Below are 14,198 nucleotides of genomic sequence, written 5' to 3'. Positions count from 1 at the left end.
ATGACCTCATCCCTCGCAAGACAATCTGCAGCGTCAACTTTTCGCGGGCTCCTGACCGGATCGAGCCGCCATTATTCTCCATTGCTGGCGATCCTGCTAATCCTGCCGCTGCTCATCCTGCTGGCGGCAGGTTTCGTCTATCCGGTTTTGCGACTCGTCGGCATCAGCCTTTCCGAAGCAGCCCCTTTCGAACCCTATCGTCGCGCCTTCGAGAATCCGCTCTATATGCAGGTTCTTCTCAGAACATTCCGGATCGCGACGGTCGTAACCTTCGCATGTTTTGCAATCGGATATCCCACCGCATATGCCATCGCGCACATGCGAGGCCGGCTTGCAAAGCTCGGCATGGCATGCCTGTTCATCCCGCTATGGACCTCCGTGCTTGTCCGTTCCTATGCGTGGATCGTCTTGCTGGGGCGCAATGGCATCATCAATAACCTGCTCCTTGACATGGGTCTTATTTCTGCGCCGCTGAAGATGCTCTACACCGAGGGCGCCGTCATCGTCGCCATGACACATGTGCTGATGCCCTTCATGATCTTGCCGATCCATTCGGCACTGCGCTCGATCCCCAGCGCCTATGAGCAGGCGGCGCGCAATCTCGGTGCCGGCCGGATGGTTGCCTTTCGGCGGGTGACCTTTCCGCTCAGCCTGCCGGGCGTCTTCGCCGGCTGCGTGATCTGCTTCATTCTTGCGATCGGTTTTTACATCACGCCTGCGCTGGTCGGAGGACCGGGCGCGCTGATGATGGCGACCCTGATCGGCCAACAGACAATCGTCCTGCTGGATTGGCCGTTCGCCGCCGCCTTGTCGGCGATCCTGCTGGTTGCGACATTGCTGCTGGTCATGGTCTTCCGACGCGCGCTCTCTTTCAGCAAAGGTTTGAACAGTGTCCATTGAATCCCAACCCCTGGCGCAACGATTGACATCGCATTCGTCTGGCGCCGGTCGTCGCAGCGCCGTCTGGCGGCAGATGGTGAGGCGCTCGGCCGACCTCGTGATCGCGACAGTGCTGTTCTTTCTCGTGCTGCCGACGCTGCTGGTCGTGCCACTGGCCCTCAACGACGCCTCCTATATCGCCTTCCCGCCGCAGGGGCTGACGCTGCGCTGGTTCGAAGCCTATCTATCCGACCCCGACTGGCGGATTGCGACCATCTTCAGCCTTGAGATCGCCGCCGCAACTACCGTCGTGGCAACGATCGTCGGCACGATGGCAGCGATCGCTCTCGTCCGCGGCAAGCTGCCGGGCAAAGCGTTGTTGCAAGTGCTCTGCCTCGGACCGATGATTGTGCCGCCGATCGTCTTCGGCGTAGCGCTCTACCTCGTCTTCTCTCCGCTACAACTGACCGGCAACCTGCCTGGCTTCGTCCTTGCGCATTCGGTATTGGCCGTCCCGTTCGTCGTGGTCATCGTCTCCGCGGCGCTCGAAAGAATCGACCCTCTTCTGGAATTGGCGGCCCTGAGTTGCGGAGCGAGCCGGCTAAGGGCGTTTTTTGGAGTGACGTTGCCCAACCTCGCCCCGGCCGTCGCGACCGCCGCCGTCTTTGCCTTCCTGACGTCCTTCGACGAAGCGACCGTATCGTTCTTCATCTCCGACACCGGCGGAAAGACGATCAGCCGGAAAATGTTCGAAGACATAGACTTCAACCTGACGCCTGTCATTGCCGCCGTTTCGGCCATTGTTGTCGCCGTTTCGCTGCTTTTGATGGGCGCAATCCATCTCCTGAACGGCCGCCAGGAGCAGCAATAGCGGCTGAACATCCGCCTCAAGCGGGATATTTCATAAAGAGGGAAACATTGATGATAATAAAGACAGCCATCCGGCTGAGCGGCATTGCTATGCTCGGCGCAGCCGCTTTCATTGGAGGCGGAATGCCTCGCCCAGCACTTGCCAGTGATCAGGTCGTGATTGCTACGACAGGTGGCGCCTATGATGCGGCACTGCGGAAATGGTGGTTCGATCCGTTCACGGCCAAGACCGGTATCCAGGTCGTCTCCGTCGCGGCGACCAACGCAGAGATGCGTGCCAAGGCGACAGCGATGGTCAAGACGGGCAACGTGACCTGGGACCTCTATCCAGACGGTGAAATCCAGGTCAGTTCGCAGGATCATCTCGCCATTTCCGAACCGCTCGACAATTTTTGCGCGCAGTACAAGGATCGCCAGGATCTGGTTCCTGACGCCTGTATCCCAGCCGGTGTCAGGCTTTTTTCGACGGCCACTCTGATGACCTACGATCCGCAGGCGTTCAAGGGCAGCCAACCGATGACCTGGGCTGACATGTGGGATACGACCAAATTCCCCGGTGGACGTTCATTCCCCAATTTCGATGATCCATGGCGGGTCATGGCCGCCGCGCTTCTGGCGGACGGGGTCAAGCGCGAGAATCTGTTCCCGCTTGACGTCGACCGCGCATTCAAGAAGCTCGATAAACTACGGCCATCGATCTCTCTCTGGTGGAAAACCGGTGACCAGAGCGTTCAGGGCTTTCGCGCGAAGGACTACAGCGTTGGGCAAATCTGGCTGACGAGAGCAAGCGCGCTCAAGTCCGAAGGGCGTTCGATTGCCTGGTCGAACAAAGCAGCGTTTCTGGTGGGCGATCGCCTCACCGTTATCAAAGGCGCTCCCAATCGGGAAAATGCGCTAAAGCTAATCGCCTTCTGGTTGGACTCCCCTGATAGTCAGGCCAAGGTCTGCGAAGCCTTGCTTTGCACGCCGCCGAGCAGCGCAGCAATCACCTTAATGCCCCAGGCAGTTCGCGATCAAATGCCGAGCGCCGAGGACATACGCGATAGCATCGTCGTTCCGGATGCCAAATGGATTAACGATCACGCCGCCGAACTGCTGGAACAGTGGAACAACTGGATTCGCTGATATCAGACGCCGTCGTCGGTCTCCATGCATCGGGACCGGCGGCACTTTCAAAGACTGCGGAATCCTCACCACGCCCCTCTATTGATGAAGTGCGCGTTGGGTCCATGCACAGCCGCAATTGGAAGGAAGATCTGTGGGCTGGCTCAGAAACCCCAGGCGTTATTGATCAGATCAAAGCTGTCGCGCGGATTGTCGATAGAACTCGAAACACCGAGCTCTCACTTCAATACGACCTCAAACGAGCCCTTGGTAGGACACTCGGATTAGGATCGTGAATGTGGCGCATAGGTATATTCACCGCGAGGAAAGAAGCCTCGCGCGGGAGATTGTGAAGCAGGAGATCCTTCAGACAAAAATTGAGAATGCTGAGCGGCTTTGCGGTCTGCATGACAAGTATGGAATGCCACAGGAGGACAGCCGCACCAAAGGCCAAGCAGCCTTGGCTCCATTATATCAAGCGGCCACCGCCATCCGCATGCAATACCTCTCCCGTAACAAAGCGGTTGGCCATCAGGAAGAGAATGGCCTGAGCGATATCTTCCGGCTGGCCGATGTTGCGGCTGGGCAGGGTCGAGGCGGTTTGTTCGAGTACTTGCCGCTTGGCCTCGCCCATCAGGCCATCGAGCAGCGGGGTATCCACCCATCCCGGCGAAACCGCGTTGATGCGCATCGGCGACAATTCAATGGCGAGGGCGCGAACCGTGCTCTCGACCGCGGCGACGGCCGCCGCCACGACCGCACCGATGGCAGCGGGGCGGGAGGCGAATTGTCCGGAAGTCATGGTGATCGAGCTTGCTGCATGCAGAAGGGGAAGCGCAGCCTTGATGGCGAGCAAGGGCCCGATCAGGCGCTCGCTGACAACCTTTGAGAGATCCGCCTCCGACTGATCCTTGAGCGACTGCAGGTGTACCGTTCCGGCCGTGATCAGCAGATGATCGATCCTTTCGATCCCCGCAAATATTGCCGGCTGTGGGGCGGCAATGTCTGCGACGATCTGGACCGCGCCGCCGATTGCTTCGGCAGCTTCCCGAAGACGTTGCGGATTGCGGGATACCAGAAAGAGATTTGCGCCGGCATCCTTGGCCTGCCTGGCGGTCGCGAGCCCGATCCCCGAGGAGCCGCCGATGATGACGATGTTCTGGCCCTGGAACGGCTGAGGCTGTGTGTTGCCTGCTTGAATGATGTTGGTCTGCAAGACTGGTTCTCCGATTGGATTGTTGACCAGCCCGAAGATCGTTGATCGGCATATGCTTTGGAAGGAAGCGAACGGCGATGTCATTTATCGTAAAAGACGATAGAATGCAGGCATGGATATGCTTTCTGCCATGCGCATCTTCACCCGCGTTGTCGAACGCGGCAGCCTCTCGGCCGCGGCGCGCGATCTCGGCCTCGGTCAGCCCACCGTCAGTGAACGCGTCGAAAAGCTGGAAAAACATTTGAGCGCGCGGCTTCTCTACCGCACGACCCGCTCGGTACAGGCGACCGACGCCGGGGCGCGGTTCTACGACTATGCCAAGCGCGCCATCGAAGCAGCCGAGGAGGCCGAGGCTTCCGTCGCTTCGGCTGAAACGTCGCTGACCGGAACGTTTCGGATCGCGGCACCGCACGGGCTTGGAGAGATGACATTGCCGAGGCTGCTCATCGAATTTCAGAGGCTGCATCCGGCTCTGGCCATCGATGTGACCCTGAACGACCGCTTCGTCGATCCGACGACTGAAGGTGTGGATCTCTCCATCCGCATCGGCGAGATCGGTAGCGGCAATTTCATCGCCCGCCGGTTGGGGACGATGCGGCGGCTCCTGCTGGCCGCTCCCGGCTATGTCAAGCGGCAAGGGCTGCCGTGTGAACCGGCAGATCTTGCGGCACACCCCTTCATCCGTTTCGCCGGTTTCGCAGCGGACGAGCGGCTGCATCTGAGCGGTCCCGACGGCGGGCCGGTGGAAGTGCCCATCCGTACCGCATGGCGGGTCAATCACTGGAGGCCGCTCATGGAGGCGGTGTTGGCGGAAAGGGGAATAGGCTCATTGTTCGCTGCCGTCTGTGGCCAGGAAATCGCCGAAGGAAGACTCGTTCCGGTGCTACCCTCCTATGAGTTCAGGCGAGTGGATGTCCATGCCATCTATCCGCCGGGGCCGCGCCCCACCGCAAGAACGAAAGCTTTCCTCACGCTGCTCGGTGAGCGAGCAGGCGCTCTCCTTGGTCATGACGCAGGGCCACTGTCACCCTCCAATCCGGAATAAGTTCCGTAAACGCTCTCAAAAAGTCGCACAGATTGACCACCTTCGTCGCGTGAGTCCTTACGCCGTGATAAACGATGAGCAGTCGGGCTTGAACCAGCGGCGTATGGCATATACATTGTGGCATATACAAACGAGGCTTTCGTATGCCTGTTTCATTACCCTCATCAAGACCGAAAGAAGTGAAGCTGTTCCGCAACAACCGTAGCCAGGCGGTGCGCATCCCTGCGGAATTCGAGTTACCAGGGGATCGCGTGCTAATCCACCGCGAAGGCGATAAGCTCATCATCGAGCCTGTCACCAGGCCGTCCAATATCGTGGAGCTCATTGCCGCGTGGAAAAAGGAAGCTCCACTCGAGCCTGAAGATCAGTTCCCGGATATTGAGGATACGCCTGCCAAGCCGGAGAACATTTTTTGAACGGGTACTTGCTTGATACGAACATCATCAGTGACATCATACGCAATCCCTTCGGACCGGTGGCACGCCGCATCGAAGATATAGATCCCAAAGAGATTTGCACCAGCATCATTGTCGCATCGGAGTTGCGATACGGCTGCGCAAAAAAAGGATCAGCCAAGCTACTGGCCAAGGTCGAAAGCATACTCGGAACGCTTCCGATACTGCCGCTGGATATCCCCTCCGATATCAAGTACGGCGACATTTGTGCGGAGTTGGAAGCTGCAGGGCAGACCATCGGCCTCAACGATCTGCTGATCGCCGCGCATGCCTGTGCGCTAGACCTAACCCTTGTGACGGACAATATGCGCGAGTTTCAACGCATTCGCGGCCTCAATCTCGAAAACTGGCTTGAGAGATAGCAGGGGTATCATGGGCACCGTTGCCACATTCCAAGACCTTCGCGTCCATTGCCCCGACCGGTGCGGAGAAGCTCACAGGGAATGCCTGATCAGCGCTGAGGGCGATATGTCGCCAGATTGTGCAGACGATGCTCCGTCAAGCAAAAGCCCGCGCAAAATAAGACGGCCTTGATCCCGCCTGATCAATTCGCGGATATACTCGCTGCTGGTCCCATATCCGCCTCCCGTCACCTGCTCATCAACAAAGCTCTTGAGATGATCCGGGAGAGAAATGTTCATCGTGCTCATACGAAAAGCTATAGGTCCAATGGCAAAATTTGGCAACCTAGGGCATTTCTGCCTTCCGGCGGGCTGGGACGATGAGAATTGCGATCGTTTATAGCTATTGCTGAAAGCGCTTATTTGGCCACGCAATCGGGGTATCCCCTCCCCTGAGCACACCGACACGCTTTTACTGAGCGCGTTCCGCAATCTGGTGGCCGGTCTGCTGGAACAGACCCAGCGGGCCGAAGTTCGTCTTGGAAGGCTAGAGGCCGAGAACCGTCATTCTGACCGCCTCTGTTGCCAAAATTTCGAATTGAATCTATGGTGAGCTTATCGACCATTGCTTGAGACGTCGCTCAAGAGCCGTTGCGCTCTCGTCAGATTTCCCTCCAAATAATCGATCTAACTCCGCAAGGTATCGCGGAATAAACAACGATTGCTTTGAAAGGAAATCGTTATGAACACTGGTACTGTAAAGTGGTTTAATTCCACCAAAGGCTTCGGCTTCATTCAGCCTGATGATGGCAGCACGGACGTCTTCGTCCATATCTCGGCTGTAGAGCGCGCCGGCATGCGTTCGCTCAACGACGGCCAGAAGATCACTTACGACATCGTGCAGGACCGTCGGTCTGGCAAGAGCTCGGCTGATAATCTTCGGGCCGCATAAGTTTGTCACGGCTTGGCGCGACCACGGATGTACTGGCGCGCTGAGACCATGACCGAGGAAGGTCGGGATACGTACGTCCCGGCCTTTTGTTTTTCATTTCGAACGGAGAACGACATGGCACGTGGTCGTTACCAGCAGGGCGACAGCATCGTCCTGAAGCCCGGAATTTTTGGAAACACCCAACCCGCCGGCAGCGTCGTGTCTGTCATGCCGGTCTCACAGGGCGTTGTTCACTACCGCGTCCGCTTCCGGAACGAGAATTTCGAGCGAAGCGTCCGTCAGGATGATATCGACGTTGAGGCGTCACCATCGTCGCTTTCGCCAGCGCAAGCTGAGATACCGCAAACATCGAAATCAAGCTGGATCAACTCGAATTCGATCCGTACCAAGAAATAAGCGTAGCGTGAGCTGAGAAGGAGACACTTTGCAGGTTCTGGTCAGAGACAACAACGTTGAACAGGCGCTCCGCGTCCTGAAGAAGAAGTTGCAGCGCGAAGGTGTGTTTCGGGAGATGAAGGCCCATAGCGCCTATGAAAAGCCGTCCGAAAAGCGCGCCCGTGAAAAGAGCGAGGCGGTCCGCCGGGCCCGAAAGCTTGCCCGTAAGCAGGCCCAACGTGAAGGCCTGTTGCCGGCACCTAAGAAGAAAGTCATAGCGCGAGCTCGCTGACACGTCTCTTGGAAGCGCGCCTACTGAAGTGGTGGAAGCATGACAAAGACAAAAGACAACCTTTTCAAGCCTGAAAAGCTGTCTGCACAGGCCAAGTCCGAGCAGACGACGTCGATTGCCAAGGATATCCTGGCCAATGAGGCGTCTGCTCGGCAGAAGAAGACGGACAGGCTTCGCGCGCTTCGTTTGGCGCAAGAGACGGAGCCAGCGACGAAAGCAAAAAAGAAGGGCGGGAAGGCATAGTGATCGCCCGAGCGCGGCTACGCAGGTGCTCGCTCATCCCGAGATTCCGCTGCACATCAATGCATCCGAAAATGATCTGCGGAGTTTTTTCACGAAGCGAAAGATCTCCGGCGGCACGATGAGTCGCGATGGCCGTGTTGCGCGCGACGTTATGCTTGGCCTTATGAAGACCTGCCAAAAGCTTGGGCTGTCCTTTTACCACTATCTCGGTGACCGGCTTGGTATCGGCAACGTTGGCCAACCGGTTCCGCCCCTGTCGGCGATCATTCTCGCTCGGGCTTGAACACCCGGGCCGCTTCGGCTCGGCTGCGCCATCACCGTTGCCCAATGAACCGGCGCCCCCACCAAATCTGCCCCACTTACCCGCTAGAATCAATATTCGTAAAAATGGCCTCCTTGTCATCGAAATTCATTGCCGCTGATCGAATTTCATGAGAGCTTTGCTTTAAAACTAATTTTCAGAAGCGGATATCAAGATTCATGGAGCAGGGACAAGAAAACCCGTTTTCAGGCGCGGTCAGCATTTTTCACGGCCGCTGGATGCCGGAAGCCGCCATCCCTGTCGGCTATGCGGTCCTGATCGATGCATTTGATTTACCCGTGCCTGTGCCAATCACCCTGTCAGCGATCGGTCCACGCCACAAAGTCTATCAGGCCGGGGGTTGGAACATTTACACCCCGCGCCACCAGCCGGACAATGACCTTGCCGGACACCTGACCTTCGCGCTGCGCTATGAAGGGCTCGACCTTGCCGTTCTGAAAGCCCTGTTCCGGCAAACAGGTCCTGAACCGATCACCAACATGGTGCGCGCGGCGCCTACTGGCGCCTATGCGCGACGGCTGTGGTTTCTCTACGAATGGCTGCTCGATACAAGGCTCGATCTGCCCGACGCGGCACAGGGCACCTATGCCCTTGTCGTCGATCCCGACCGGCAATTCGCGGTGGTTGGGACGAGTTCGACAAGACATCGGGTGAAAAACAATTTGCCGGGTACACCAGCCTTCTGTCCGATGATCTTCCGCACGCCCGCACTTGAAGCTTTCGTTGCACGCGGGCTTGGCGACGAAGCGCGGCAGTTGATCGCCGAAGTGCCGGCGGACCTGCTTGCACGCACCGCCGCATTCCTGCTGCTCAAGGATTCGCGCTCGAGCTTCCAGATCGAGGGAGAAGATCCGCCGCAAGATCGCATCCAGCGCTGGGGCCAGGTGATCGGTGAAGCCGGCCGCCGGTCGATAGATCGCGCCGAACTGGAACGGTTGCAACGCATCGTCATCGGCGACGCGCGCTTCGTCCATCTCGGCCTGCGCGCCGAGGGTGGCTTCATCGGCGAGCATGATCGCCTGACGGGCGCGCCGATCCCCGATCATGTTAGCGCCCGACATGAAGATCTGCCTGCGTTGATCGACGGCCTGACCTCTTTCGACCGCGGCGCAGCACAGCGCCTCGATCCTGTTCTCGCCGCCGCGGCTCTCGCCTTCGGCTTCGTCTACATCCACCCTTTCGAGGACGGAAACGGACGACTACACCGCTATCTGATCCATCATGTTCTCGCCGAGCGCGGGTTCAACCCTCCCGGGCTGGTCTTTCCGGTCTCGTCCGTCATCCTGGACCGCATCGATGCCTATCGAACCGTGTTGGAAAGCTACTCACGCCGCCTTTTGCCGCTTGTTCGTTGGCAATCAACGGATCGTGGCAATGTGACGGTGCTGAATGACACCTCAGACTTCTACCGCTACTTCGACGCGACGCCGCACGCGGAATTCCTGTTCGAGTGCGTAGCCCGTACCATTGATGTGGATCTCCCTACCGAGACGGCATTCCTACGCATCTATGACGCGTTCAAGATCGAAGTGCAGCAGATGATCGATATGCCCGATCGCTTGCTGGATCTCTTGTTCCGCTTCCTGCGCCAGAACGAAGGGCGACTGTCAAAGCGGGCTCGCGACAAGGAGTTTTCAGCGCTCAGCGACGCAGAGGCCGCTAGGGTCGAGACAATTTACGCTGCAATTCAGGAAGCAGCGGGGTGATGCACAATCAGCCTAACGCCTATCGAAGGGGACTCCACCTTTGAGATCCGCCCTCGCAGCGGTCGTTCTAGGACCACAGAACATGATCTGCGTAGGCTCGACCGATTGGCAATCAGCCTAACGCTCCATGAGCGGCGGCTGTGAGGCGTGCCGTCAGATTTCGTCGACTACCGTCTGCAGCATTGCGCGGATCTTTCCGGCCGGATCACGAAGCGCCGGGTTATCGACTGCCTGCATGGAAGCAACAGGATCAATGGCCGCGATCTCGATTTTGCCGTCACCAGCATCCTGGACGATTACATTGCAAGGCAGCATGGTGCCGATCTTGTCCTCGATCTCCAGCGCTTCGCGCGCCATCATTGGGTTGCAGGCACCGAGGATGTGATAGTTGCGGAAGTCGACGTTGAGCTTCTGCTTGAGCGTTTCCTTGACGTCGATTTCGGTGATGATGCCGAAGCCGGCCTTCTTGAGAGCCTCGGTCGTGCGCTTGATCGCCTCGTCGAAGCTACAGGCGATCGTCTTTGAAAAATAGTAGCCCATCGTCGTCTCCATCGGTTCAAGCCGGCTTGAGTTCCAGTCGCGCGGGCGCCGCCTCGTTGCGATCACAGCGTCCGCCTCAAAGGTAATGTAGATCGCAGGGATGACATGCACAGTGAAGGCGAGCCCCACGATGGGCGGGGACGACCACGCCGACGCACTTGCCGAGCCACTGTCACGGCAACGAAACGCCCCGACAGTCCGATCATCGACGAGATCGCCGGTGCAGGCGCAAAAAACGACCGGCCCCCCAATCGACGCCCGCTTCGACGTCAACGGGCGCAGAATCGAGTAGCCGGACACTGCGGTCGGCGTCTCATTGGCCCACCCTGAACCTCGCATGGCAGGTCGCGCAGGTCTGTAGCATCAGGTGAAAGACGTGCTCTGCGGTGATGGAAGATAATTCGGCCTTGTTTCGGACATAGGTTCCGAGTGGGCCGCCGCCCATCGCCTCGCCAGGCCTCATCCGCATGCGGTCGGTCATCGGTCCGGGATTGTCCGCGGCGTCCGCGCCGAGAGACCGCGCATAATCTCTGAGATCGCTCGCCAGACGGTCGAAGCGGTCGCGTTCCGCTCCGATCTCCGGCTTCGCCTTCGACCGCGGGTCGTCCAACCCACCGGCGAAATGACCGGCCAGCACATCGCCGGACTTGCCCTCGATGGTCTCGGCCGCCTTCGCGAACTCCGCCGACGAATAGCTGGCGGGATTCCGGAACATGTCAGCGATGACCTTCGCGGCCGCGGCCATGGCCTTCATGTCGGCCTGGCGCAGCACGACGAGATCGTCTGCTGCAATCGCCGATGCGGCAGGGACGGCCGTCGCCACGAAGATGCCGAGGATGAAAGCCGGTCGTGAAATGTGCAAAGGAACCACGCGTAGGATGGACAGCCGATCATGCCGGTTCGGCGATGCTGCGAAGACGTCGCCGAATCCGATCAACCTCATATCGTGTCGCTCTAAAGTCGAGCGAAAAGAGGGCGCATGTGTCCATGTGCGGCAGGACGTTTTCCAACTGAGGCAACGGGCGCCACTCCGTCAGAATGAGGTTCTCCTGGAAAAGGTCCAGGACCGTTTCGAATTTGGCATCAAAGCCTTGATGGTCCACGCATCTTTCACGACTGGGTTGCCGAAGGCGCGGTTCCCATCGCGACTGGCGGCCTTTCGCAGGGTCATGACGATCCGATCAATGTCTTGATTTCGGTCATCGTGGCCGGCGAGAGTGCGCCTTTTTCAAGCGCCCCGACGTTTTCCTCAACCTGCGTCACATTTCGGAAGCCTGGGATTGGAAGCGTCCGAGGCGAGGTGGCCCAGATCCATCCGAGGGCGCCCTGAACCAGCGTTCGCCCGTCGGAGCGCAGAAGTTCACGCACAGAATCGAGCTTACGGCGGAATTCGGGTTGCACGGCGCCGTCCTTGAAGTAACGCAGCCAGGCCGCGTTCGAGCTGCGAACGTCATCCTCTGGAAGCTTCACGTGGTCGAATTTGCCGGACAGCAGCCCCATCGCGAGCGGGCCGCGGTTGATCGAGACGAGGTTGAACCGCTCCACGACGGCGATCATATCCGGTGCCGGATCGAGAACGTTGAGATTATGCTGGACAGTAACGAAGCCTGGCCGATCGGCAAATGCCTCTGCTCTCGTCGGATCATCGGTACTCCAGCCATAGGCGGCGATTTTGCCCCCGTGGCGAAGCTCGTCGAGCGTGTCGAACACGGCGATCGCTTCGTCTATCGGGTGGCCGTTGATGTGAAACTGGAGAAGATCGATGGAATCGCGTTGCAGTCGACGCAAAGATTGCTCGGTGGAATCTCGAATGAAGGCCGGTGTGGCGCTTGAGCCGAGCGCTTGCTTGGTGGACGGATCGAACATGTTGCCGAATTTCGTCGCGATCACCACGTCGGAGCGGTTCTTCAAAGCTGTTCCGAGAATCTCTTCGGAATGCCCGGCACCGTAGCTTGATGCGGTATCGAAGAACCGGATGCCGAGATCCAGTGCGCGCTCGATCGCCTTCCGGGATTCCTGATCGTTCACCGTTCCCCAACTCAGGGCAGTGTTGCCGGAATGATAGGGGCCGCCGATGGCCCAGCATCCCATGCCGAGCCGCGGAATTGTCGTGCCGTTCCAAAGGCTGATCGTCTCGTTTGCCAATGTCCTGCTCCGTTGAGAGAAATGAATCGACGAGGACACGGTGACTTTTCTTCGAGCCGTCATCGTGCTCTCGCTGTTTGATCTTACATGATCTTATCCAAAAACCGCTTTTCACTTTTTGGGATCATGCTCTAACCGTCTGCGCTGGCCTGGTTTTCCTCGTCGTGCCCAAGTTCGATCGCATCAGCTTTTAAAATATCCGCGCCGCCGCATGAAAGTGCTGGCGCCGGCCTGCATGTCCGTGGTCGCCTGCTCCGCGTGGTACCGGCGCAGGCCGCATTGACCTGATCGTAGATGATGATCTTGAGCTGCTTCGCCTCCTTGACGGGCGGATACTCCCCCCCGCGATGGCCACTTTACGCAGCCGCAAGCCGCCATCAGGCAGTGCCTCCTTTGGGCCAACCTGAGGACTGACCGGGATTTCCTTTTGCGTGATGGGATCTCTCTTAAGCGAACCGAACCGCCGCTCGCGCGCGCGCCTTTGCTGCTACCTCCTCGCGATCGCGCGGTGGCTGAGAAGTTTCCAGCGAATCGAGCAGCTCATGGGCGCATGCCGCGATCGAATTGACCGCGCGCTCGAACGCGATCTCGTTGCGCTTCGATGGTTTGGTCGTTCCGCTTACCTTGCGCACGAACTGGAGCGCGGCATCATGAATCTCCTCGTCCGTCGCCGGTGGATCGAAATTGAACAGGGATTTTATATTTCGGCACATGACTTGCTCCCGGTCATTTTCTCTCTGCCATTGAGAGGGATGGCTAGCACAGAAAGTAGTCATGTGAGCGCTGATTGCAACCGGTCCAGGGCGGAACGCTCGGCACCGGGCGGCCACAATGCGCGCAGCTTCCGCCATGCCAGCCCTCGCGCCATGCGCATGGAGCGGCGGCGTGGAGGCCATCTCCGTCGATGGCGCGAGAGACAGTCCCAGCGCGAGCAGTTAAAGCAGAATTGACGCACCTTCACGCGGTGCCGCCTGGCGTCCTGGACGATCTGGGCCGGCGTAGCGGCCAGAGATCCGTGGTCGCGGCGTGTTCGGACCATGACGCCACGGATGTGAGAGTCAGCGAGATTGCCAACAATTGGCGCGAGGATCCGCGATGAGAGCGCGAGAAGTCTGGCGGATGAAGCAGGCCCTGCCGGAGGGAGCCGCTGCGGAACCGTCACCGCATGCGGACAAGGTCGACCGCGCGGTTGCTGATGATGGCCTCCATCGAAAAATAACCGGTCACGGTCGCCAGATCGAAGTTAGTGATGAGCTTCCGGTAGAAAGCGTCGTAACCCGACATACCCTTCGTGACGACCTTGATCAGATAGTCCCAGTCGCCGCCTATCCGGTAGAAGTCGACGACCTCGGGTAGCCGCTCGACGTGCCTGCGAAAGTCGTCGGACCATTCCTTCGAATGATGCCGGGTCCGGATCATGACGATCACGGTGAGGTCGAACCCCAGAACCTCGAAGTCGATCGAGGCTCGCGAACCCTTGACGACGCCGGCCGCATAAAGACGCTGAAGCCTGCGCCAGCAAGCATTCTGGGACAGCCCCACGCGCTCCGCAAGCTCACGTTGGGAGAGCGTGGAATCGCGCTGCATGCAAGTCAGAATTCTCAGATCAATTTCGTCAATCTTTACGTCTTTTCCGATCATATGACCCAATTTTCTATATCTTTACGCAAATATTGGTGAAGTTTCCGACCCTGATGCAGATTAGAATCATTG

18 protein-coding genes and 1 pseudogene are annotated in these 14,198 nt (G+C 58.6%); 12 read left to right on the top strand and 7 right to left on the bottom strand.

What is annotated here, in order from left to right; all coding sequences use genetic code 11:
* From CCGE525_RS26520 to CCGE525_RS26510, 3 genes are all read left to right on the top strand, one after another.
* Positions 1-900, top strand: a complete 900-nt coding sequence (locus CCGE525_RS26520; RefSeq protein ID WP_120707277.1) for an ABC transporter permease — start codon at positions 1-3, stop codon at positions 898-900.
* Positions 901-973: 73 nt separating this feature from the next.
* Positions 974-1,750, top strand: coding sequence for an ABC transporter permease (locus CCGE525_RS26515; RefSeq protein ID WP_120708641.1), 777 nt, complete (start codon positions 974-976; stop codon positions 1,748-1,750).
* Between the two features lie 89 nt (positions 1,751-1,839).
* Complete coding sequence (locus CCGE525_RS26510) at positions 1,840-2,874, top strand: extracellular solute-binding protein (RefSeq protein WP_245472369.1); 1,035 nt, start codon at positions 1,840-1,842, stop codon at positions 2,872-2,874.
* Between the two features lie 448 nt (positions 2,875-3,322).
* On the opposite strand, the gene CCGE525_RS26505 is transcribed toward CCGE525_RS26510, so the two are convergent.
* A complete protein-coding gene (locus CCGE525_RS26505; protein WP_120707275.1) occupies positions 3,323-4,069 on the bottom strand; it encodes an SDR family oxidoreductase in 747 nt (248 codons plus the stop codon).
* Between the two features lie 112 nt (positions 4,070-4,181).
* Between CCGE525_RS26505 and CCGE525_RS26500 the strand changes: the two genes are divergently transcribed.
* The 3 genes from CCGE525_RS26500 to CCGE525_RS26490 all read left to right on the top strand — a co-directional run bounded on the left by CCGE525_RS26500 (position 4,182) and on the right by CCGE525_RS26490 (position 5,931).
* Positions 4,182-5,114 carry a LysR family transcriptional regulator gene (locus CCGE525_RS26500; RefSeq protein WP_120707274.1) on the top strand — a complete coding sequence of 311 codons (933 nt, stop codon included), beginning with the start codon at positions 4,182-4,184 and terminating at the stop codon, positions 5,112-5,114.
* 143 nt (positions 5,115-5,257) lie between these two features.
* Positions 5,258-5,530, top strand: coding sequence for an antitoxin (locus CCGE525_RS26495; RefSeq protein ID WP_120707273.1), 273 nt, complete (start codon positions 5,258-5,260; stop codon positions 5,528-5,530).
* Positions 5,527-5,931 (top strand): type II toxin-antitoxin system VapC family toxin, encoded by a 405-nt coding sequence (locus tag CCGE525_RS26490; protein ID WP_120707272.1) that lies wholly within the window; start codon positions 5,527-5,529, stop codon positions 5,929-5,931. The genes CCGE525_RS26495 and CCGE525_RS26490 overlap by 4 nt, the downstream gene beginning before the upstream one ends.
* 72 nt (positions 5,932-6,003) lie before the next feature.
* Here CCGE525_RS26490 and CCGE525_RS26485 read toward each other — a convergent pair whose 3' ends face one another.
* Complete coding sequence (locus CCGE525_RS26485; RefSeq protein ID WP_120707271.1) at positions 6,004-6,219, bottom strand: type II toxin-antitoxin system ParD family antitoxin; 216 nt, start codon at positions 6,217-6,219, stop codon at positions 6,004-6,006.
* A gap of 433 nt (positions 6,220-6,652) precedes the next feature.
* Between CCGE525_RS26485 and CCGE525_RS26480 the strand changes: the two genes are divergently transcribed.
* The 6 genes and pseudogenes from CCGE525_RS26480 to CCGE525_RS26455 all read left to right on the top strand — a co-directional run bounded on the left by CCGE525_RS26480 (position 6,653) and on the right by CCGE525_RS26455 (position 9,800).
* Positions 6,653-6,862 carry a cold-shock protein gene (locus CCGE525_RS26480; protein ID WP_075852595.1) on the top strand — a complete coding sequence of 70 codons (210 nt, stop codon included), beginning with the start codon at positions 6,653-6,655 and terminating at the stop codon, positions 6,860-6,862.
* 114 nt (positions 6,863-6,976) lie between these two features.
* Positions 6,977-7,258 (top strand): cold-shock protein, encoded by a 282-nt coding sequence (locus CCGE525_RS26475; RefSeq protein ID WP_120707270.1) that lies wholly within the window; start codon positions 6,977-6,979, stop codon positions 7,256-7,258.
* Positions 7,259-7,286: 28 nt separating this feature from the next.
* Positions 7,287-7,529: a 30S ribosomal protein S21 gene (rpsU, locus tag CCGE525_RS26470; RefSeq protein ID WP_120707269.1), complete on the top strand. Its 243-nt coding sequence runs from the start codon at positions 7,287-7,289 to the stop codon at positions 7,527-7,529.
* A gap of 39 nt (positions 7,530-7,568) precedes the next feature.
* Positions 7,569-7,772, top strand: a complete 204-nt coding sequence (locus tag CCGE525_RS26465; protein WP_120707268.1) for a hypothetical protein — start codon at positions 7,569-7,571, stop codon at positions 7,770-7,772.
* A 25-nt stretch (positions 7,773-7,797) separates the two neighbouring features.
* A pseudogene (locus CCGE525_RS26460) lies at positions 7,798-8,055 on the top strand (IS66 family transposase); the annotation flags it as partial.
* A 197-nt stretch (positions 8,056-8,252) separates the two neighbouring features.
* Positions 8,253-9,800 (top strand): Fic family protein, encoded by a 1,548-nt coding sequence (locus CCGE525_RS26455; protein ID WP_120707267.1) that lies wholly within the window; start codon positions 8,253-8,255, stop codon positions 9,798-9,800.
* A 153-nt stretch (positions 9,801-9,953) separates the two neighbouring features.
* Here CCGE525_RS26455 and CCGE525_RS39740 read toward each other — a convergent pair whose 3' ends face one another.
* The 5 genes from CCGE525_RS39740 to CCGE525_RS26425 form a co-directional block, all read right to left on the bottom strand.
* Positions 9,954-10,640 carry a DUF302 domain-containing protein gene (locus CCGE525_RS39740; RefSeq protein ID WP_342637456.1) on the bottom strand — a complete coding sequence of 229 codons (687 nt, stop codon included), beginning with the start codon at positions 10,638-10,640 and terminating at the stop codon, positions 9,954-9,956.
* Positions 10,641-10,653: 13 nt separating this feature from the next.
* A complete protein-coding gene (locus CCGE525_RS26445) occupies positions 10,654-11,283 on the bottom strand; it encodes a cytochrome c (protein ID WP_120707266.1) in 630 nt (209 codons plus the stop codon).
* Positions 11,284-11,507: 224 nt separating this feature from the next.
* Positions 11,508-12,548 (bottom strand): aldo/keto reductase, encoded by a 1,041-nt coding sequence (locus tag CCGE525_RS26440; RefSeq protein ID WP_120707265.1) that lies wholly within the window; start codon positions 12,546-12,548, stop codon positions 11,508-11,510.
* 383 nt (positions 12,549-12,931) lie between these two features.
* Positions 12,932-13,198 (bottom strand): DUF2277 domain-containing protein, encoded by a 267-nt coding sequence (locus tag CCGE525_RS26435; RefSeq protein WP_120707264.1) that lies wholly within the window; start codon positions 13,196-13,198, stop codon positions 12,932-12,934.
* Between the two features lie 445 nt (positions 13,199-13,643).
* Positions 13,644-14,126 (bottom strand): Lrp/AsnC family transcriptional regulator, encoded by a 483-nt coding sequence (locus tag CCGE525_RS26425; protein WP_120707262.1) that lies wholly within the window; start codon positions 14,124-14,126, stop codon positions 13,644-13,646.
* Positions 14,127-14,198 lie beyond the last annotated feature (72 nt).

Source organism: Rhizobium jaguaris (genome assembly GCF_003627755.1).
Taxonomy (GTDB): domain Bacteria; phylum Pseudomonadota; class Alphaproteobacteria; order Rhizobiales; family Rhizobiaceae; genus Rhizobium; species Rhizobium jaguaris.
Note: the sequence above shows the minus strand (reverse complement) of the source record. Positions and strands in the feature narration are given on the sequence as shown.